At 60.9% G+C, this 19613-nt stretch carries 19 protein-coding genes; 12 read left to right on the forward strand and 7 right to left on the reverse strand.

Annotated elements, in window-relative coordinates; genetic code table 11:
- Positions 1-164 precede the first annotated feature (164 nt).
- The 4 genes from HGP16_RS00310 to HGP16_RS00325 all read right to left on the reverse strand — a co-directional run bounded on the left by HGP16_RS00310 (position 165) and on the right by HGP16_RS00325 (position 3886).
- Complete coding sequence (locus HGP16_RS00310) at positions 165-875, reverse strand: copper homeostasis protein CutC (RefSeq protein WP_168838044.1); 711 nt, start codon at positions 873-875, stop codon at positions 165-167.
- Positions 865-1791: an ROK family protein gene (locus tag HGP16_RS00315; RefSeq protein WP_168838045.1), complete on the reverse strand. Its 927-nt coding sequence runs from the start codon at positions 1789-1791 to the stop codon at positions 865-867. The genes HGP16_RS00310 and HGP16_RS00315 overlap by 11 nt, the downstream gene beginning before the upstream one ends.
- Positions 1792-1877: 86 nt before the next feature.
- Positions 1878-3230, reverse strand: coding sequence for an ATP-binding protein (locus HGP16_RS00320; protein WP_168838046.1), 1353 nt, complete (start codon positions 3228-3230; stop codon positions 1878-1880).
- Entirely contained in the window at positions 3227-3886 is a 660-nt protein-coding gene (locus HGP16_RS00325) for a response regulator transcription factor (protein ID WP_168838047.1), read from the reverse strand. The genes HGP16_RS00320 and HGP16_RS00325 overlap by 4 nt, the downstream gene beginning before the upstream one ends.
- A 223-nt stretch (positions 3887-4109) precedes the next feature.
- Between HGP16_RS00325 and HGP16_RS00330 the strand changes: the two genes are divergently transcribed.
- The 9 genes from HGP16_RS00330 to HGP16_RS00370 all read left to right on the forward strand — a co-directional run bounded on the left by HGP16_RS00330 (position 4110) and on the right by HGP16_RS00370 (position 13904).
- The gene (locus tag HGP16_RS00330; protein WP_120665128.1) at positions 4110-4565 is read left to right on the forward strand and encodes an RbsD/FucU family protein; all 456 of its coding nucleotides are present in this window, start codon (positions 4110-4112) and stop codon (positions 4563-4565) included.
- Between the two features lie 42 nt (positions 4566-4607).
- Positions 4608-5561: a sugar-binding transcriptional regulator gene (locus HGP16_RS00335; protein ID WP_168838048.1), complete on the forward strand. Its 954-nt coding sequence runs from the start codon at positions 4608-4610 to the stop codon at positions 5559-5561.
- Positions 5562-5706: 145 nt separating this feature from the next.
- On the forward strand, positions 5707-7023 hold the full coding sequence (locus tag HGP16_RS00340) for an ABC transporter substrate-binding protein (protein WP_168838049.1): 1317 nt from the start codon (positions 5707-5709) through the stop codon (positions 7021-7023).
- Positions 7024-7171: 148 nt separating this feature from the next.
- On the forward strand, positions 7172-8044 hold the full coding sequence (locus HGP16_RS00345) for a carbohydrate ABC transporter permease (protein WP_168838050.1): 873 nt from the start codon (positions 7172-7174) through the stop codon (positions 8042-8044).
- A 1-nt stretch (position 8045) separates the two neighbouring features.
- Positions 8046-8888, forward strand: coding sequence for a carbohydrate ABC transporter permease (locus HGP16_RS00350; RefSeq protein ID WP_168838051.1), 843 nt, complete (start codon positions 8046-8048; stop codon positions 8886-8888).
- 11 nt (positions 8889-8899) lie between these two features.
- Entirely contained in the window at positions 8900-9898 is a 999-nt protein-coding gene (locus tag HGP16_RS00355; RefSeq protein WP_168838052.1) for an ABC transporter ATP-binding protein, read from the forward strand.
- Positions 9899-10046: 148 nt separating this feature from the next.
- Positions 10047-11528 carry a mannitol dehydrogenase family protein gene (locus tag HGP16_RS00360; RefSeq protein WP_168838053.1) on the forward strand — a complete coding sequence of 494 codons (1482 nt, stop codon included), beginning with the start codon at positions 10047-10049 and terminating at the stop codon, positions 11526-11528.
- A gap of 97 nt (positions 11529-11625) precedes the next feature.
- Entirely contained in the window at positions 11626-12300 is a 675-nt protein-coding gene (locus HGP16_RS00365) for an HAD family phosphatase (protein WP_168838054.1), read from the forward strand.
- A 20-nt stretch (positions 12301-12320) separates the two neighbouring features.
- Positions 12321-13904, forward strand: coding sequence for an FGGY-family carbohydrate kinase (locus HGP16_RS00370; RefSeq protein ID WP_168838055.1), 1584 nt, complete (start codon positions 12321-12323; stop codon positions 13902-13904).
- A 6-nt stretch (positions 13905-13910) separates the two neighbouring features.
- On the opposite strand, the gene HGP16_RS00375 is transcribed toward HGP16_RS00370, so the two are convergent.
- On the reverse strand, positions 13911-14762 hold the full coding sequence (locus HGP16_RS00375; RefSeq protein WP_168838056.1) for a MurR/RpiR family transcriptional regulator: 852 nt from the start codon (positions 14760-14762) through the stop codon (positions 13911-13913).
- Positions 14763-15017: 255 nt separating this feature from the next.
- Here HGP16_RS00375 and HGP16_RS00380 point away from each other — a divergent pair, with 255 nt between their 5' ends.
- Positions 15018-15740, forward strand: coding sequence for a sulfate transporter family protein (locus HGP16_RS00380; protein ID WP_168838057.1), 723 nt, complete (start codon positions 15018-15020; stop codon positions 15738-15740).
- Here the strand turns inward: HGP16_RS00380 and nth are convergent.
- On the reverse strand, positions 15737-16516 hold the full coding sequence (gene nth, locus HGP16_RS00385) for an endonuclease III (RefSeq protein ID WP_168838058.1): 780 nt from the start codon (positions 16514-16516) through the stop codon (positions 15737-15739). The genes HGP16_RS00380 and nth overlap by 4 nt on opposite strands.
- A 22-nt stretch (positions 16517-16538) precedes the next feature.
- On the opposite strand from nth, the gene HGP16_RS00390 reads away from it, so the two are divergent.
- Together HGP16_RS00390 and HGP16_RS00395 are read left to right on the forward strand one after the other, a co-directional pair.
- Entirely contained in the window at positions 16539-17042 is a 504-nt protein-coding gene (locus tag HGP16_RS00390; protein WP_168838579.1) for a DUF2244 domain-containing protein, read from the forward strand.
- 111 nt (positions 17043-17153) lie between these two features.
- On the forward strand, positions 17154-18026 hold the full coding sequence (locus HGP16_RS00395; protein WP_168838059.1) for a methylated-DNA--[protein]-cysteine S-methyltransferase: 873 nt from the start codon (positions 17154-17156) through the stop codon (positions 18024-18026).
- 263 nt (positions 18027-18289) lie between these two features.
- Here the strand turns inward: HGP16_RS00395 and HGP16_RS00400 are convergent, their stop codons facing one another.
- The gene (locus HGP16_RS00400) at positions 18290-19279 is read right to left on the reverse strand and encodes a sugar-binding transcriptional regulator (RefSeq protein WP_168838060.1); all 990 of its coding nucleotides are present in this window, start codon (positions 19277-19279) and stop codon (positions 18290-18292) included.
- Positions 19280-19613 lie beyond the last annotated feature (334 nt).

Here is a 19613-nt window from a genome sequence, read left to right on the forward strand (position 1 = left end):
TACAGCATATGCGTTTATGAACGATTGATCATTCTAATGTTTCTTTGTCAATTCATGGCCTTGCCTAAAGTGCGTGGCCATCTGCCCGTTGCGTCTTGTGCTTCGGCGCTTTGGTTTTCGCATATCGCTGCCAGCAAACGCTGCACGCGTTCGAAAACATTACTTCAGGCGAAATACGTCTTGAGCGCCTTGACGGTCGCGGCGTCCGTGCGGCGCGCCGACGGCGCCGAGAAGCCGAGGGCGACGACGCGCTCGTCCGTCTCGGCAACAGCTGCGGAGCAGGAGGCATGTATCTCGCCGATCCGCAGGCGCGGCCATAGTTGATCGACCGTCGCGAGCGTGACGCCGGAACCGGGCATGATGGAAATCCGGCCGGCTGCGGCGGCGATCGCCTGTTCGAGCACGGTGACGCCCTCCGCGGCGGTCTTTGCGCCGCCCGACGTCAGGATGCGTTCGAAACCGAGGGAAATGGCCATGTCGACGGCCTCCTCGATGTCGGGGACAAGATCGAAGGCGCGATGCAGCGTCGTGCCGAGACCTTCCGCGTGGGCGCTGAGGGTGGCAAGCGCGTCAAAATCCAATCGCCCGTCCGGAAGGGAGGCTCCAAGCACGACGCCCGGCAGCCGGGAATTGCGGGCCGCGTCGATGTCGCGCTTCATGACGTCGAGCTCATCGGCAGAATAGACGAAGCTGCCGGCGCGCGGGCGGATGATGGCGTACGCTGGAACAGGAATATTCGCCGCGGCAGCCATCAGCCCGGCACTGGGCGTCAAGCCGCCGACAGCGAGCGCGCTGCAAAGCTCGATACGGTCGCCGCCGCCCTCGACGGCGGCTTTCAGGCCGGCAATATCCTCGACGCAGACCTCAAGCAGCATGGCCGCGCTCCCCGGCATATTGCAGGCCCAGCAGGGCGGCGCCGATGAGGCCCGGCTCCGGCTTGCACTGGCTGGGCACGACGAGCGGCCGGCCGAACTTGCGCAGGATGCGGGCGCGCACCGCTTCATCCAGGCGCGCCAGCAGCGCTTCGACGTTGGAAAGACCGCCGCCGACCGGCACGATGGTCGCGCCTGTTATGTTGACCGTCAATGCGAGCGGCGAAGCGACCAGATCGACCATGATGTCGATCGTGCGTTCCGCGCGCTCATCGCCCTTCCGCCATTGGTCGATGATCTCTTCGCTGGATAGTTCCAGGCCGTGAAGCGTCTTGTGCAGACGTTCGATGCCGCGGGCGCCGCCGACCGTATCGACGCAGCCCTTCTGGCCGCAGCCGCAGGGATAGGCGGGGATGGCGACCGGCGGATGGCCGGCGAAGGACGCGATGATGGGACCGTGGCCCCATTCCCCGGCAAAGCCGCCAGCGGCGTTGACCAGCCGGCCGTCTGCCACCAGGCCGCCGCCGACGCCGGTGCCGAGAATGGCGCCGAACACGATGCGATGGCCGCGGCCGGCGCCGGACATGGCTTCGGCCATGGCGAAGCAATCGGCGTCGTTGGCGATCAGCACGGGATAGCCGAGTTCCGCTTCCAGATCGGCTGCAAGGTGCCGGGCGTGGATGCAGGGAATATTGGCGCAGGTCAGCGCCTGCGTATCGGGATCGACCACGCCGGCAATGGAGAAGGAGAGGCAGTCCGGCTTTTCGTCTGTTTCCGCGATGACATCGCGCAGGACCGCGACGAATTCGGCAAAATCATGCTTGGGCGTAGGGCGCCGGGCCAGCGGCACGATATCCGTCATGGAGCGGGCGATGCCGCCTTTGATGGCGCTGCCGCCGATGTCGAAGGAAACGATCATGAATATCGACCCGCTGGAAACATGCGGCCTTGCTCGCACCCTTTACCGGTCTTTGCAAGATCAATCCTTGCTGGGCCGCGCCATCGTCAATCGGCCGGCAGCGTGACCCTGGCTTCGAAGCCGTCGGTCTTGCCCGTCGCGGGTGACAGCAGATCGAGATGTCCGCCGATCTGCTCGACGATGCGCTCGACGATCGAAAGGCCCAGGCCGGAGCCTGCCGCTTTCGTTTTGCCACGCCGAAAACGCTTCTTCAGACCGGCAAGTTCATTTGCGGAAAGCACGATGCCGCCATTGATGACGCGGATGGTGCGATCATCGACCTGGACCGTTACTTCGTCATCGTCCGGGCCGTGGATCAACGCATTTTCGATAAGATTGCGCATGACGATGGCAAAGGCGTCGATATCGACATTGCGGATCAGTTTCGCCTTTGCGTCATTTTCCAGCTGGACGCGGCCGGCCGTGCCGGTGTCGCGGTCATAGTCGCCGATGACGGTTTCGATGACGGCGATCAAATCGGCCGGTTTGTCGCCCGCGCCGATGCCGGCTTGAGCGCGGGAGAGCTGCAGCAGTTTCTCCGCCAACCGCCCCAGATTGGAAAGCGATGTCTCGATGCGGTCAGCGCGGTCCGTCAGAGGCCCTTGCGGCAGTTCGGCGATCAGGCGCTGGGTCTGGGCGAGCGCGCCCGCGATCGGGGTGCGCAGCTCATGGGCGCTGTTGGCGGTGAATTCCCGCTCGGCTTCAAGGGCCAGGCGCAGGCGGTCGAGCAGCAGATTGACGGAGCGCGCAATCGGCTGCAGCTCGCGCGGCAGCGTCTCGCTGTCCAATGGCGCCATATTGCCGCTGTCCTTGGTGGCAATCTGCGATCGCAGGCGGTCGATCGGCCTGAGCGAACGACCGACGACGAAGCCGATGGCGACGATGCTGGCGGGAATGAGGGCAAGCAGCGGCCATAGCAACGCGACACCGCTTTCGCGCGATGCTTCGCGGCGATTTTTGAAGGCATCCGCGACATGCAGGAAGATCGTGCCATCAGCCGATGATTCCGTATAGATCCGGTATCGCGGCGTATTGTGGAAGCCGATCTTCAGCGGCACGTCATAGGCTGTCGCCGGCGCATCGTGGGAATGCAGGATGACCTTGCCGTTCGCATCCAGCACCTGATAGATCAGATATTCGCGGTTCAGCCCCTTGTTCAGCTCTTCCAGGCTTTGCGGATCGCCCGAATGGTCGCGATTGGCGAGATCGTCGAGCACCAGCGGCATCAGCCGTTCGGCGGTTTCCTGCAGCGCGCCGTCGAAGGTCTCGGAGAGCTCCTTGTTGACGACATAGACGCCGATACCGACTGCAATCAGCCAGAAGACGACGACAGTACCCGTGAGTGCCGCGATCAGGCGACGGGTGATGCTGCCGCGGCTTGGGCTTTGCGGCTGCGTCATCGCTCACCCAGGCAATAGCCGACGCCGCGTGCCGTCCGGATCCGGTCCCTGCCGATCTTCTTGCGCAGGCGGCTGACATAGACTTCCACCGTATTGCTCTCTATCTCGGAGCCGAAGGCGTAGAGGGCTTCCTCTATCTTGTCTTTCGAGACGATGGCGCCAGGCCTTGCAACCAGCAGGTCGAGCACGGCCCACTCGCGCCCCGTCAGCACCACATCCTTGCCCTCCAGCCGGACACGCCGTTGCGGCTGGTCGATTTCAAGATCGGCAAAGCGGATTGTCGGCTGCGGACTGCCGGTATAACGGCGGGCTACCGCCAGGATGCGGGCCGTGAGCTCGCCGAGATTGAACGGCTTGACGAGATAGTCGTCGGCGCCGCTGTTCAATCCCTCGATGCGATCGGAAATCTGGTCGCGCGCCGTGAGAATGATGACGGGTGTTTCGTCGGGCCTGCGGCGCAGCCGCTTCAAAAAATCGATGCCGCTGCCGTCGGGAAGCTGCAGATCCAAAAGGACAAGGCCATACTGTACGGCGCTGGTAACTTCATCGGCATCGGCGAGATTCCTGACCCAATCAACGGCGTGCGGGCCTGCCGCGATATGGTCGCGAACCGCGCCGCCGATCGTGTCGTCGTCCTCTACCAGAAGAATGCGCACCTGCACCTCTCAACCATTGAACGCGTTTTAGTTAATGCCGACGAACCTATCGGGTCAATAAGGGCCGAAATAAGCCACGCCCGGATGCACAGGTCTTGGGGCATCCGCCTGCCGAAAACGTTCCCGGCGCCTATGGACAGACAGGAACGCGATGGTTACTTGTTTGCGCGGAGAACCAAGCGGCCGAGGGTGGCCGCCATAGGCTATTGGAGGATGCCCGGTCATGCTGAAGGGAATTTCGCCGCTGTTGAATGCGGACGTGCTCTACGCGCTGAAATCTATGGGACATGGCGACATGCTCGTCGTCGTCGATACGAATTTCCCGGCGGAAGCCATTGCAAGCCAGACGGTCCTGGGCGAGCTGCTGCGCATCGATAACGTGCCGGCCGCCGACGCGGTTGCCGCGATATTGTCATTGATGCCGCTCGATACGTTCATCGACGATGCGGCAACGCGCATGGAAGTGGTCGGCGCGCCCGACGAGGTACCGCAGGTTCAGCGCGAGGTTCAGGCAGCGATCGATAAGGCCGAGGGAAAGCATTGGCCGCTGTCGCCGGTCGAGCGCTACGCTTTCTATGAGCGCGCCAAGGACGCCTACTGCGTCATTCAGACCGGCGAGCGCCGCTTCTATGGTTGTTTCACCTTGACCAAGGGCGTCATCCCGCCGGAAACTGAATGATCCGATATTCGGACAACAGTGCTGTTTCGATAAAGGAAGGCGATGGCGAGAAAGCTGGATTCCCAGGGGCGGCTTGACGATGCGGCGCGGGCCGGCTGGCTCTATTACGTCGCCGGCCGGACGCAGGACGAGATCGCGGTCGCAATGGGAATCTCCCGCCAGTCGGCGCAGAGGCTGGTATCGCTTGCCGTTGCGGAGCGGCTGATCAAGGTGCGGCTGGATCACCCGATCGCCGCCTGTCTGGAATATGCCGCGGCGCTGAAAGCGAAATTCAATCTCCGCCATGTCGATGTCGTGCCGAGCGATCCGGACAGCACCTCCTCCACCATCGGCATTGCCGAAGCCGGGGCCGCCGAAATCGAACGCTGGCTGCGGCGCAGCGACCCGATCGTGCTGGCGATCGGCACGGGCCGCACGCTGAAGGCCGCGGTCGATCAGCTGCCGGCCATCGAATGTCTGCAGCACCGGGTGGTGTCGCTGACCGGCAATATCGGTCCGGACGGTTCAGCCGCCTATTATAACGTTATCTTCAGCATGGCCGACGTCATCAAGGCGCGGCATTTTCCGATGCCGCTGCCGGTGCTGGTATCGTCGGCCGAAGAACGCGAACTCTTGCATGCGCAGGCGCTGGTGCGCTCGACGCTGGATATCAGCGCCCAGGCCGACGTGACTTTCGTCGGCATCGGCGAGATGGGCATCGAAGCGCCGCTCTGCCTCGATGGCTTCCTCGAGAGAGAGGAGATGCTGGCGTTGATGAGCCGCGGTGCTGCCGGCGAGATCTGCGGCTGGCTTTTCGATGGCGATGGCAAGCTCATGCCTGATGACGTCAATGATCGCGTCGCCAGCGCGCCGATACCGTCACGGGACACCTGTTCGGTCATCGGAATCGCCAAGGGAAGACGCAAATTCGAGGCGATCAAGGCGGCAGTTGCCGGCCGGCAAATCAACGGTTTGATCACCGACGAGGCAGTTGCTGAATTTTTGCTCAGGGATTGAGCAAAAAATTTTTCCGTAAAAACAAAGAGATGGGATGCTTGCTCGGCAATGCAGCAACGAATCCGCATTGACATTTTGTCGCAATAAGCGAGTAATTGCCCACGAGCAAAGCGAATGCTCATTTTTAATCTTCTGGGAGGAAGATATGAAATTGAAAACTTTATTGCTGAGCGCCTGCTCGGCGCTGATGTTTGCCGGCCTGGCGTCCGCAGAAACCCTCACGATTGCGACGGTCAATAACGGCGACATGGTTCGTATGCAGAAGCTTACGGACGATTTCAAAGCGAAGAACCCGGGTATCGACCTGCAATGGGTCACGCTTGAAGAAAACGTATTGCGCCAGAAGGTTACGACCGACATCGCTACCAAGGCCGGCCAGTACGACGTGCTGACCATCGGCACCTACGAAGTGCCGATCTGGAGCAAGCTTGGCTGGCTTGCCTCGCTCGACAAGCTTTCCGCCGACAAGGACTATGCGGCGGATGACCTTCTCCCGGCTATCCGCAGCGGTCTGACCACCGACGGCAAGCTCTATGCGGCACCGTTCTACGGCGAAAGCTCGATGGTGATGTATCGCAAGGACCTGTTTGAGAAGGCCGGCCTGAAGATGCCGGATGCGCCGACCTGGGACTTCGTCGCCGATGCAGCCCGCAAGATCACCGACAAGGACCATGAAGTCTACGGCATTTGCCTTCGCGGCAAGGCAGGCTGGGGCGAGAACATGGCATTTCTGACGGCGATGTCGAATTCGTTCGGCGCCCGCTGGTTCGACGAGAAGTGGAAGGCACAGTTCGACCAGCCGGAATGGAAGGATACGCTGAGCTTCTACGTCAAGCTGATGAAGGATGCCGGCCCTCCGGGCGCTTCTTCCAACGGCTTCAACGAAAACCTGGCGCTGTTCCAATCCGGCAAGTGCGGGATGTGGATCGACGCGACGGTTGCAGCATCCTTCGTCTCCGATCCGAAGGAATCGAAGGTCGCCGACAAGGTCGGCTTCGCTCTGGCGCCGGACAAGGGCCTCGGCAAGCGCGGCAATTGGCTCTGGGCATGGAACCTCGCCATCCCGGCTTCCTCGAAGAAGACCGAAGCTGCCGAGAAGTTCATCTCCTGGGCAACCAGCAAGGAATACACCAACCTTGTCGCACAGAAGGAAGGTTGGCTGAACGCACCTCCCGGCACCCGCACGTCGCTCTACGCGAATGCGGACTACCAGAAGGCAGCACCTTTCGCGAAGATGACGCTCGACTCGATCAACTCGGCTGATCCGACCCATCCGACTGTCAAGCCGGTTCCCTATGTCGGCGTCCAGTTCGTCGCTATCCCGGAGTTCCAGGGCATCGGCACCGCTGTCGGCCAGCAGTTCTCCGCTGCTCTTGCCGGCCAGATCTCCGTCGATCAAGCGCTCAAGGCTGCCCAGCAGCTGACGGAACGCGAAATGAAGAAGGCCGGCTACCCGAAGTAAGGGCCTTTGAAGCTAAGGAAAGCGGCACACCCTCTCGAGTGCTGCTTTCCCCTAGGCCGCCGAGCGCCCGAATTGCCCTTGGCGGCCCTTTTCGTTTCCGCCGGCCCGCGGCCACCCCTTCCTGATCAAAGATAGGTCGGTACTTGCCATGGCAACGTTGCACACCCGTTCCACCGCCCGCGTCATGATGGCGCCTTCGGTTCTGCTCCTCTTCGCGTGGATGATCGTCCCGCTGGTGATGACGATCTATTTCTCGACGCTGAACTACAATCTGCTGAACCCCGGCACGCATGATTTCATCGGCTGGCTCAACTACGAATACTTCATCACCGATCCCGCTTTCATAAGCTCGCTGGTCGTGACGCTGCTGCTCGTCGGCGGGGCGTTGCTGATTACCGTGGTCGGCGGTATCGCACTGGCTCTCCTTCTTGATCAGCCGATCTTCGGCCAGGGCATTGTGCGCATGCTGGTGCTCGCGCCCTTCTTCGTGATGCCGACGGTTGCCGCCCTCATCTGGAAGCACATGTTCATGAACCCGGTGAACGGGCTTCTGGCGCATCTGTTCAAATTTTTCGGGCTTGATCCGCTGACCTGGCTGGAGACGGTTCCGCTGCTGTCGATCATTATCATCGTCGCCTGGCAATGGCTGCCTTTCGCGACGCTCATCCTGTTGACCGCATTGCAGTCGCTGGATGAGGAGCAGAAAGAAGCCGCCGAGATGGACGGCGCCGGGCCGGTTTCGAAGTTCATCTACATCACCCTGCCGCATCTGGCACGCGCGATCACCGTCGTGATCCTGATCGAGACGATCTTCCTGTTGTCCGCCTTCGCCGAGATCCTTGTCACCACCAACGGCGGACCGGGCACGGCCACGACCAACCTGACCTATCTGGTCTATTCGCAGATCGTTCTGTCGCAGGACGTCGGCGGCGCATCGGCGGGCGGTATCATCGCCGTCATCCTCGCCAATATCGTCGCGATCTTCCTGATGCGCGCAGTCGGCAAGAATCTGGAGGCTTGAGATGGCACGCAAGATCAGCACGCAACGCAAGATCGTCGTATCGGTCGCCGCCTGGGTCGTGGCAATCCTCATCTTCTTCCCCATCCTGTGGACGATCCTGACGAGCTTCAAGACGGAGGGCGATGCCATCGCCTCGCCGCCACAGTTCCTCTTTTTCCACTGGACGCTGGAGAATTACTTCGAGGTGCAGTCGCGCTCCAATTACTTCCTCCACTTCGGCAATTCGGTCATCATCGCCTTCGGTTCGACCATTCTCGGCCTGCTCGTCGCGGTACCTGCCGCCTGGGCCATGGCTTTCTCGCCGACCAAGCGGACCAAGGACGTCCTGATGTGGATGCTGTCGACGAAGATGATGCCGCCGGTCGGCGCCTTCATCCCGATCTACCTGCTGTTCCAGAGCTTCGGTCTCCTGAACAACCAGTTCGCCAGCCGGCTGGGCATGGTCGTCGTCCTGATGCTCATCAACCTGCCGATCATCGTCTGGATGCTCTATACCTACTTCAAGGAAATCCCCGGCGAAATTCTCGAAGCGGCCCGCATGGACGGTGCGACGCTGGCAAAAGAGATCATCTACGTCCTGACGCCGATGGCGATCCCCGGCCTTGCCTCGACGATGTTGCTCAACATCATCCTCGCATGGAACGAGGCCTTCTGGACGCTCAACCTCTCCGCCGTCGACGCGGCGCCGTTGAGCACGTTCATCGCCTCCTATTCCAGTCCGGAGGGCCTGTTCTATGCCAAGCTTTCGGCGGCATCGACCATGGCGATCGCTCCGATCCTGATCCTCGGCTGGTTCAGCCAGAAACAACTCGTTCGCGGCCTCACCTTCGGCGCGGTTAAGTAAGGAAGACAAGCATGGGTAGCATTGTTCTCAAGCAAGTTTCCAAGGTCTTCGGCGAAGCCAAGGTCATCCCTTCCATCGACCTGGAAATCGATAATGGCGAGTTCGTCGTCTTCGTCGGCCCGTCCGGCTGTGGCAAGTCGACGCTGCTGCGCCTGATCGCCGGCCTCGAAGACGTCTCCGGCGGCCAGATCCTCATCGATGGCAAGGACGGCACCAATCTGAAGCCGTCCGACCGCGGCCTTGCCATGGTGTTCCAGTCCTACGCGCTCTATCCGCATATGAGCGTCCGCAAGAACATCGCATTTCCGCTGAAAATGGCGAACATGCCGCAGGCGGAAATCGACAAGAAGGTCGCGGATGCCGCGCGCGTCCTCAACCTGACTGACTATCTGGAGCGCAAGCCGCGCCAGCTTTCTGGGGGCCAGCGCCAGCGCGTCGCCATCGGCCGCGCCATCGTGCGCCAGCCGGCAGCCTTCCTCTTTGACGAGCCCTTGTCGAACCTGGATGCGGCACTGCGCGTCAACATGCGCCTCGAGATCAGCGAGCTGCACCAACAGCTAAAGACGACGATGGTCTATGTGACGCACGATCAGGTGGAAGCCATGACCATGGCCGACAAGATCGTCGTGCTCAATCGTGGCAACATCGAGCAGGTGGGTTCGCCGCTGGAACTCTATCGCAGCCCGCGCAATCTCTTCGTCGCCGGTTTCATCGGCTCGCCGAAGATGAATTTCGTCAAGGGCGCTTATGCACAGAGCCTCGGCGGCGACACCATTGGCGTTCGTCCGGAGCACGTCCTGTTGTCGACCAGCTCCGGTGATTGGCAGGGCAAGGTGCTCGTTGCCGAGCATCTCGGCTCCGACACCTTCCTGCACATCGACGTCGAGGGAATCGGCACGGTGACCGCGCGCGGTTCGGGCGATTTTCCGGCCCGGGCCGGCGATACCGTCTACCTGACCCCCGACAAGGCGCATATTCACCGGTTCAATGCCGAGGGGCTGTCGATCTGAGCCAAAGGCCGAGGCCGTGCGCGCTTGAGCGGGCACGGCCAGCGCATCTCTGCCGCGCCGCATCGATCTCCGCGGATGGCAAGCATACCAGCCGGTGTGGTCTTCCCCAACCGCCCGGCGCCAGAGACCCTTCAGAAGGACGAGAGACATGACGTGCAAATTATCGCTCGTAACTCTTCAGCAGGCGGCTGCAAAGGCGGCCATTCCTGCTTACGATCCGAAATCGCTTTCGGCGGGCATCGTGCATTTCGGTGTCGGTAATTTCCATCGCGCCCACCAGGCTGTTTATCTCGACGATCTTTTCAACGCCGGAGAGGCCCATGACTGGGCGATTATCGGTGCCGGCGTGCTGCCGTCCGACGTGACCATGCGGGAAAAGCTTGCAGCCCAGGATTTTCTAACGACCGTCGTCGAGCAGGACAATAATCGCACGGCCGCGCGCGTGACCGCGCCGATGATCGATATCCTGCCGGTCGGCGATGCAAAGGCCACCATCGCCAAGCTCGCCGACCCGACGATCCGCATCGTTTCGATGACGATCACCGAAGGTGGCTACTTCATCGACGCCTCGGGCAAGTTCAACCCTGCTCATCCGGCGATTGTCACCGACGGGCAGAACCCGGATGCGCCGAAGACGGTGTTCGGCCTGATCGTCGCCGGCCTCAAGGCACGGCGTGCCTTCGGTCTACAGCCTTTCACGGTCATGTCCTGCGACAACATTCCCCATAATGGCGGCGTCACCAAAGCCGCCGTCGTCGGTACGGCGCGGTTGTCCGACCCGGCCTTCGCCGACTGGATCGCGGCAAACGTCGCCTTCCCGAACGGCATGGTCGACCGCATCACGCCGGCAACGGGCGCGCGCGAAATCGACCTGCTGAAAGAAGCCTTCGATATCGAGGACAACTGGCCCGTCTATTGCGAAGAGTTCAAGCAATGGGTGCTGGAGGACAATTTCCCCGCAGGCCGGCCGGCGCTCGAGAAGGTCGGCGTGACCTTCGTGCCCGACGTGACCCCTTACGAGCATATGAAGATCCGCATCCTCAATGGCGGCCACGCGGCGATCGCCTATCCGGCCGCGCTGATGGATATCCATTTCGTGCATGAAGCCATGGAAGAGCCGCTGATCCGCGCCTTCCTCGCCAAGCTCGAAAACGACGAGATCATCCCCGTGATCCCGCCGGTGCCGAACACGGTGCTTGCCGACTACTTCAAGCTGATCGAGCGGCGCTTCGCCAATCCGAAGATCGCCGATACCATCCCGCGTCTGGCGCAGGACGGCTCCAACCGCCAGCCGAAGTTCATCCTGCCGTCCACGGCCGATCGGCTTAGCCGCGGCGAGGATATCGTCGGCCTCGCACTCGTTTCCGCTCTCTGGTGCCGCTACTTCGCCGGCAAGAGCGACAGCGGCAAGGAGATCGTTTTCAATGACGCCAGCGCTGACCGGCTGTATGAAGCCGCCCTCAAGGCGAAGGACGATCCGAATGCCTTCCTGGCCTTCGACGATATTTTCGGCGATGTCGCAAAGTCCGATCTCTTCCGCAAGCGCTTCGCGCATGCACTGAAAACGCTGTGGGAAAAGGGTACCCGCGTCACCCTGCAGCTATACTTGGACAACAAACTCGCGGAATAATTTCAAGCGGCCGGACTTCTCCTGTTCCGGCCGTTTTCCATTGCCATGCCGGTTTTCGGGCTGGCGGGACAACAACAGAATTCAGGTTGGATCTGTGATGGCGGGTGAGGGAACAGGGCTCGTAATCTTCGATTGCGATGGCGTGCTTGTTGATAGCGAGCCGCTGTCGGTCGACGTGCTCATCCAGGCGATGCACGATATCGGCGTCGAGATGAGCGAAGAGGATGTCTACAGCCGCTTCCTCGGCAAGAGCCTGGCAACGCTTGTCGATACGATGCAGACGGAGTTCGATGTCTTCATCGACCAGGCGTTTCTGGATCGGGTTCGCAATAATCTCTACGAACGCTTCAAGCATGAGCTGAAGCCGATCGACGGCATTGCCGCGACGCTGGATGCGCTTTTGCTGCCGCGCTGTGTCGCCTCGTCGAGCCAGCTGGAGCGCATCCGCCTCTCGCTCGGCGTGACCGGCCTTCTCGACAAGCTGCAGCCGAATATTTTCAGCGCCAGCATGGTCAAGCGCGGCAAGCCCGCGCCGGATCTTTTCCTTTATGCGGCCGAAAAGATGGGTGTGCCGCCGAAGGATTGCATTGTCGTTGAAGACAGCCCGGCGGGCATTACAGCGGCGCGCGCGGCCGGCATGACGGTCTTTGCCTTCACCGGCGGTTCGCATGCCCATTCGCCGAGCTATCGGGCTGAGTTGGAGCAGCTTTCGCCGGAAGTCGTGTTTGACGCGATGCCGGAATTGATACAACTTGTCCGCAACATGAGATAAGTGGTCGGGACCTCTTTTGCATGCGTGATCACGTGGTTGCGGTCGATATCGGCACAGGCAGCGCACGCGCCGGTGTCTTCACGGCGAGCGGCTCACTGCTGGGAAAAAGCGAACATCCGATCCTGATGAATCGCCCGCGTGAAAACCACGCCGAGCATGATTCCGAAGATATCTGGACTGCCGTCTGTGCCGCCGTTCGCGCGGCCGTGAAGGTATCCGGCGCCGATGCATCCGTCATCGGCGCAATCGGCTTCGATGCGACCTGCTCGCTGGTCGTGCGTGACCGCGACGGCAAGCAGCTCACCGTTTCCACCGGCGGCGAGAAGAGGTTCGACACCATCGTCTGGCTCGATCACCGCGCGCTTGCCGAGGCGGATTATTGCACGGCGACGAAGCACGAGGTCCTGGATTATTCCGGCGAGTTCATGTCGCCGGAAATGGAAATGCCCAAACTGATGTGGCTGAAGGAGAATCTGCCGGAAAGCTGGGCCGAGGCCGGTTATTTCTTCGATCTCGCCGATTTCATGACGTGGAAGGCGACCGGCTCGCTCGCCCGCTCGCGCTCGACGCTGGTGGCGAAATGGAACTATCTTGCACATCGCGAGCCGGGCTGGCAGGCCGATTTCCTCAACGTGATCGGGCTCGGCGACCTGCGCGAGCGCGGTGGCCTGCCTGAAGAGAGTGTCGCCGTCGGCGGGAGCATCGGCACATTGACGGCCGAGGCGGCCGAAGCGCTAGGGCTCGATCGCGTCTGCCATGTCGGCGCGGGCATGATCGACGCCTATGCCGGCGCGCTGGGTGCGCTTGCCGCCCATGCCGGCGATGCCGACATGCTGGAACATCAACTGGCGCTGATTGCCGGAACCTCGAGCTGCGTCGTTTCCTTTGCGCGCGAGCGCAAGCGCAGCACCGGCATGTGGGGGCCTTATTACGAGGCTGTCTTTCCGGGCATGTGGCTTGCCGAGGCCGGACAGTCGGCAACGGGTGCGCTGCTTGATCATATCGTCAGCATGCATGCGGCCGGCGGGTCTCCGACGGCGGCGTTGCATGATCGCATCGTCCGGCGGATCGCGGAGCTGCGGCTTGCCGAAGGCGATTCTCTCGGCGGACGCATCCATATTCTGCCCGATTTTCACGGCAACCGCTCGCCGCTTGCCGATCCGCATGCGCTGGGCGTCATCAGCGGCATGACGCTGGATGCGTCCTTCGATGGCCTCTGCCGGCTTTACTGGCGTACGAGCGTCGGCATTGCGCTCGGTATCCGTCACATCCTGGAGCGAATGCGGGATTACGGCTATGTACCCGACACGCTGCATGTGGCCGGCGGCCACGTGAAGAATTCGCTGCTCATGGAGCTCTATTCCGACGTGACCGGCTGCAAGGTCGTGATCCCGAAGATGAACGAGACGGTGCTTCTGGGCACGGCGATCGCCGCTTCCGTCTCCTGCGGTCTGCATGAAAGCCTGGGTGCGGCCGGCGCTGCCATGCATCCGGGCGGTCACGAACGACTCCCAAACGCGGGAAAGAAGGCATTCTACGACCGCGATTACCGACGCTTCCTCGCCATGTACCGCCACCGGGCGGAACTGGATGCCATGGAATAGGACGGCTTACCGGAGCGGGGCGTGGGCAAATATGCCCTGAAGCTCTTCTATGCGGCGAATTCTGGTTTCGGCGGTCTCGCCGGCGGCCTGAACGACGGCCACGGCCAGATATTCAAGCAGCGACATTATGGCCGCAAGGTTTTCGCGGTTATTGGCCCGCTGCGGCGGCAGGGACAGCGTGATGTTTGCGAATTCATGCGCCCATTCGGTGAATTGGCCTGTTACCAGCAGAACCTTGCATCCGGACCGGCGCGCGGAGCGGGCCAGCAGGCGAGACGAAACGAAGCGCGGCGAATCGATGATGACAAGCAGCCCTTCTTCGGATCGCTCGCCGAACAGTTCGATATAGCTGCCATTGGCTCCGTCGAGAAACAGGACCTGATCGCGGGCAAAGGTCAGGCGGTCGCAGAAATGGCGGCCGATCCCCGCAAGGCTGGGGTGGGCGGCGACAAAGACATTGCTAGAGGACAGGATGGCCATGGTCGCTTCCTGCCACTGCGGCTGGCTTGCGAGGTTGTAGATATGCCGCAGCATTTCGACCTGTTCGGCAATCTGCGTCGCAAGCGGACGACCTTCGCTGGCATCTTTCTGAAGCTGCTCGAGAATGTTAGGCAATGATGACGTAAGCGTGGGTGCATTTTCCTTGAGATGCACCTTGATCCCGTCCAGGCCGTGATAGCCGAGAGATCGTAGGAACCGTCCGACCGTCATAGGGCTCAATTCCAGCCTGTCGGCGACTGAGGATGCCGTCTCAAACGGTAGTTCATTCAGATGCTCTGAGAAATACTTAGCAATTCTTCGCTCAGCCGGCGTGCCGATCTTGATATATTGTCTAAGTTTCTGGCTAAGGTCTTCCAATTTTTACGCCTCGTCGATGGTCTTTCCGATGTTCGGTTGCGCCAATTCCTGGTTCAATCGCTCATTCAAATCTAATTGAGCGGCTGGTCTTGTTTCGATTGTTGTTCTTAATGTGGCGAACAGGATATATTAGTGCAAAATATATTACAATAATTCAAATTTTTAATTGAACGTATTTCATACAGTGGCGCGAGATATTGATATCGGTACAACCACTTCCTAGGTGTTCATTTGCCATCAAAAGAGGTCGACCGAATGATTGTTCTTGCTGCACGTCTCTCCCTTACCAATCTTTTTGCGCCGGAGACGCGCAAGGTTTTCTGGAAAGTTCTGGGGCTGACTTTGCTGGCGCTGGTTGCGCTGTGGTTTGCGCTGCGCGGTGTGTTCAACTCTTTCGTCCTGCCCTGGCTGCAGGGCTTCATGCCATCGACGGCGGACTGGACGGGCTGGGTTACGCTCTTTCTTGCTATCTTTGCCGGCATTGTCCTGGCCCTGGCGATGGCGCTGTTGATCTCGCCGGTGACGGCATTGATCGCGGGCCTTTTTCTCGATGATGTCGCCGAGGTGGTGGAACAGCGCGACTATCCCGGCGATGCGCCCGGAACGGCGATGCCGATCGCAGCGGCGATGAAAAGCTCCGTGCGGTTTCTCGGCGTGGTCATCGTCGGCAATATCGTGGCGCTGTTTCTGCTGTTCATTCCAGGCGTCAACTTGGTCGCCTTCTTTCTGGTGAACGGCTATCTGCTCGGCCGGGAGTTCTTCGAATTCGCCGCCATGCGTTTCCACTCGCCGGATGAAGCGCGTGAATTCCGCGTCAAGCACGCGCTCACGGTCTTCCTCGCCGGCCTGGTGATCGCGGCCTTTCTGGCGATCCCGTTTCTCAACCTGCTGACGCCTCTGTTTGCGGCAGGCATGATGGTGCATCTGCACAAGCTGATCTCGCACAAGGAGATTGGCCTGCGGTTAAGGCAGGCTTAGCCTGCCGCTTCCGCCCCGATAATCTGCGCTGGCAGTTCGACCAGAGGGGCGGGGATATCCCAGGTCTTTTCCGGCGAGCGACAGAGATCGGCTATGACGCAGCGTTCGCATTCCGGTTTGCGCGCCTTGCAGCAATAGCGCCCGTGCAGGATCAGCCAATGATGCGCATGGTAGAGATATTGATCGGGGATGATCTTCATCAGCCGCTGCTCCACTTCATCCGGCGTCTTGCCCGGCGCCAGCAGCAGCCGGTTGGCGATGCGGAAGATGTGGGTGTCGACGGCGAGCGTCGCCTGGCCGAAAGCCATGGAGAGCACGACATTCGCGGTCTTGCGGCCGACGCCCGGCAAGGTCATCAGCTCTTCGCGCGTTCGCGGTACTTCGCCGCCGAAATCCGTGATCAGCTTTTCGGACAGGGCGACGACGTTCTTCGCCTTGTTGCGATATAGGCCGATTGTCTTGATGTATTCGCGGATGCGCTCCTCGCCGAGGTCGAGCATCTTCTGCGGGGTGTCGGCGATGGCGAAGAGGGCGCGCGTCGCCTTGTTGACGCCGGCATCGGTCGCCTGCGCTGAAAGCGCCACCGCGACGACAAGCGTGAAAGGATTGACGTGCTCCAGCTCACCCTTCGGCTCCGGCCGCTGGATTGAGAAGCGGCGGAAGATCTCTTCCAGATCGGTCTTGGAATAGAGGCTCTTTCCGCTCGGCTTGCGGCCTGCGGTCGCATTTGACTTTTTCGCGGTTTGGGCGCTGGATTTGGTCTTGGGATTTGCCATGAACGACCTATACTCAACTCCTATGACGGAACGCAATGCCGATACGGCGGCAGACGGCAACAGGCCGGTCTTCGCTGCCGAATTGTTCCCTCATCGCTCGCTGGGGCGAAAGGGGTTCAGGGTCATGCTGGCCTTGGCGGGTGGCTTCTGTCTCGTCTACAGCGTCCTGTTCATCACCAGTGGAGCGTGGCCAATCGGCATCTTCTTCGGCGCTGATTTCCTCCTGCTCTATGGCGCCTTCCGGCTGAATTACCGCTCTGGCCGTGTGCGGGAAGAGGTCACCGTGTCGCGCACCAATGTTTCCATCCGCAAGTTCTCGCCAACGGGGCGGATGGTGGAACATGATTTCAACCCGTTCTGGACGCGCTTCCTCGTTCGCCGCCACCGTGAGATCGGGGTCGTGTCGATGCATGTCGGCGACAGAAGCCATGACACCGATGTCGGCTCCTTCCTCAATCCGGAGGATCGCGAGAGCTTCGCCAAGGCCTTCAAGCGGGCGCTGGCGACGGTCACGCAGAGGATATGAACTGATCGTTCGAACACGCCGCATCACATTTCCGCAGAGAGGCCACTTGCGCAAGAAACGGGTGGTTTTAGCCCTCTTGCCGTGGTTTTCTCCTTTCCAAGGAGAAAGATCATGAATGCGATTGCACAGCTGAAGAAAGACATCACCCCGGAAGGTCAGGATTACGAGACCGTGCGGGAGGTCATCGAACTCATCTCCGAGGAATATCGCGACCAGCCGTCGCTGGAGATGCTTGCCGGGCGGCTCGGCCAATCGCCGACCCAATTGCAGAAGACGTTCACGCGCTGGGCCGGATTGTCACCCAAGGCGTTCCTTCAGGCCGTCACGCTGGATCATGCCAAGAGGCTTCTGCGCAAGGAGGATCTGCCGCTCTTGGAGACCTCCTTCGAAGTCGGCCTTTCCGGCCCCAGCCGGCTGCACGATCTCTTCGTCACGCATGAGGCGATGTCCCCGGGCGAATGGAAGGCCAGAGGCGGCGGTCTGGTGATGCGCTATGCGTTTCACATCTCCCCTTTCGGCCTTGCGCTGATCATGGTCACGGATCGCGGCCTTGCCGGCCTTGCCTTCAGCGATTCCGGCAATGAAAAGGCGTGCCTCGCCGACATGACCTGCCGCTGGCCGAATGCTGAGTTCATCGAGGATCCGCATGCGACCGCGTCTTATGCGGCGCGCATCTTCGAGCGCTCCAACTGGTCGAGCGACGAGCCGCTGCGGGTCGTGCTGATCGGTTCGGATTTCCAGCTTCGTGTCTGGGAAAGCCTTTTGAAGATCCCGATGGGCCGCGCCGTGACCTATTCCGACATCGCCAAGGATATCGGCCAGCCGACGGCGATGCGGGCCGTGGGTGCCGCTGTCGGCCGCAACCCGATTTCCTTCGTCGTACCGTGCCATCGTGCGCTTGGGAAGAATGGGCAGCTTACGGGCTATCACTGGGGGCTGACGCGCAAGCGGGCAATGCTGGGATGGGAGGCGGGGGATGCTTGAGGGTTCGCTCGATCGTAGGCCCCGAGCACGCTGAAAGTGCGGTACCCCCCTCTGTCGCTGTCGCGACATCTCCCCCACAAGGGGGAGAGCGTTGGGAGTTTGTGGCCCATTCTACCGAATGCTCAGCGACTGCGGTTTCCGCAGTTGCGATGTTTGCTTTGAGGCGAGAGCTCGATGCTGGTTACCAATCTCCCCCCTTGTGGGGGAGATGTCACGAAGTGACAGAGGGGGTATGTGCTCTCCGCAAGCTCAAACGGAGTTGCTCACGCCGCCTTCGCCATAGCCATCCGCAGCAGTGCCTTCGCGGCACTTTCGTCTGTTATCAGGGTGTTGCAGCCGATGCGCTTGATGGTGGCGCTGATCGCCTGGGCGCGGTGGGCGCCGCCGGAGGAGATCACGATGTGCTTTGCCTTTTTCAGCGTATCGAGATCGACGGACATCACCCGCTTGTTAATCGGATGATCGACGGAATTGCCCTCGGCGTCGAGGAAGTTGAACATGGTGTCGCAAACGCAGCCGGCCTCGATTAGCTCTTCCAGCTCGCGCTTCGAAATGAAGCCTTCCGACAGCGACGTCGAGTGCGGGCCGATGTCGCCGCAGCTGACAATGGCGAGATCGAGGTTCTCCGCCAGCCTGTAGATCGCTTCGAGGCCGCATTTTTCGATGAGGTTACGCTTGGTCTCGACGGAATCGACGAGAAGCGGCGCCAGGAACATGTAGCATTCCGCCCCGAGCTGGCTCGCCAGGCGCCATGTATAATCGATCGGATTGGTCTGGTGCACGGCGACGATGCCGCCGAGCAGGGAGACCACCTTGCAATTGTCGCGGCGAGGAGGGCGGAAGCTTGCGAGCGAGGCCGTCATCGTCCGGCCCCAGCCGACGCCGATCGTATAATCGTCGGGGATGGCCTCCGTCAGGAACTGCCCGAGCGCCAGACCGACGCTCTTAGCCTGCGCGTTCACATTGCCGCCGGCAGGCTCGGGAACCACGATCGCTTCATCGAGCCCGTAGATGCGCTCGAGCTTGATCGCCAGTTCGACGCAATCATCGATGCCTTCCGTGATCCAGATCTGCACCTCGGCGCGGCGCATGGCCTCGTCCAGCAAACGGATGACGGTGGTACGGCTGATGCCGAGCTGTTCGGCAACGTCCTTCTGCGTCAGGCCCTGATTGTAATAGAGCCAGGCGGCGCGAAGCCTCAGGGAGGAGGTCTCCGAATAGGCGGTATGGGTTCCGCGTCTCAGTTTGGCCACAGGTCCTCCGGCAGGATTGTCGCATGCGCCGTTTAACGTCATGATCCGCCAGGACAAGGGTTGTGGCTGTGGCGGATGACGGGAGCGGGCAAGATCGGCTCTTCTGCTGTCGATATTCTATGACGTGAAACTTATGTCAATCGAATTGCACAAATGTTCTTGACTTTTCCGTGCGAGATTGCAGATAGTCAGCGCTGAGGAATTCGGTCTTGTCCAATCGAGGAGGACAATGTGCAAATGCTGTTCCGAGCAAGTGCCGGGCCGGACAGGGAGCCATATAGGGCGCCCGATGCCGGCGAAAAGCCTGTTTTCGGAAGGTTGCCTCCTCATCGTT

Source organism: Rhizobium sp. P40RR-XXII (assembly GCF_012641405.1).
Lineage (GTDB): Bacteria > Pseudomonadota > Alphaproteobacteria > Rhizobiales > Rhizobiaceae > Rhizobium.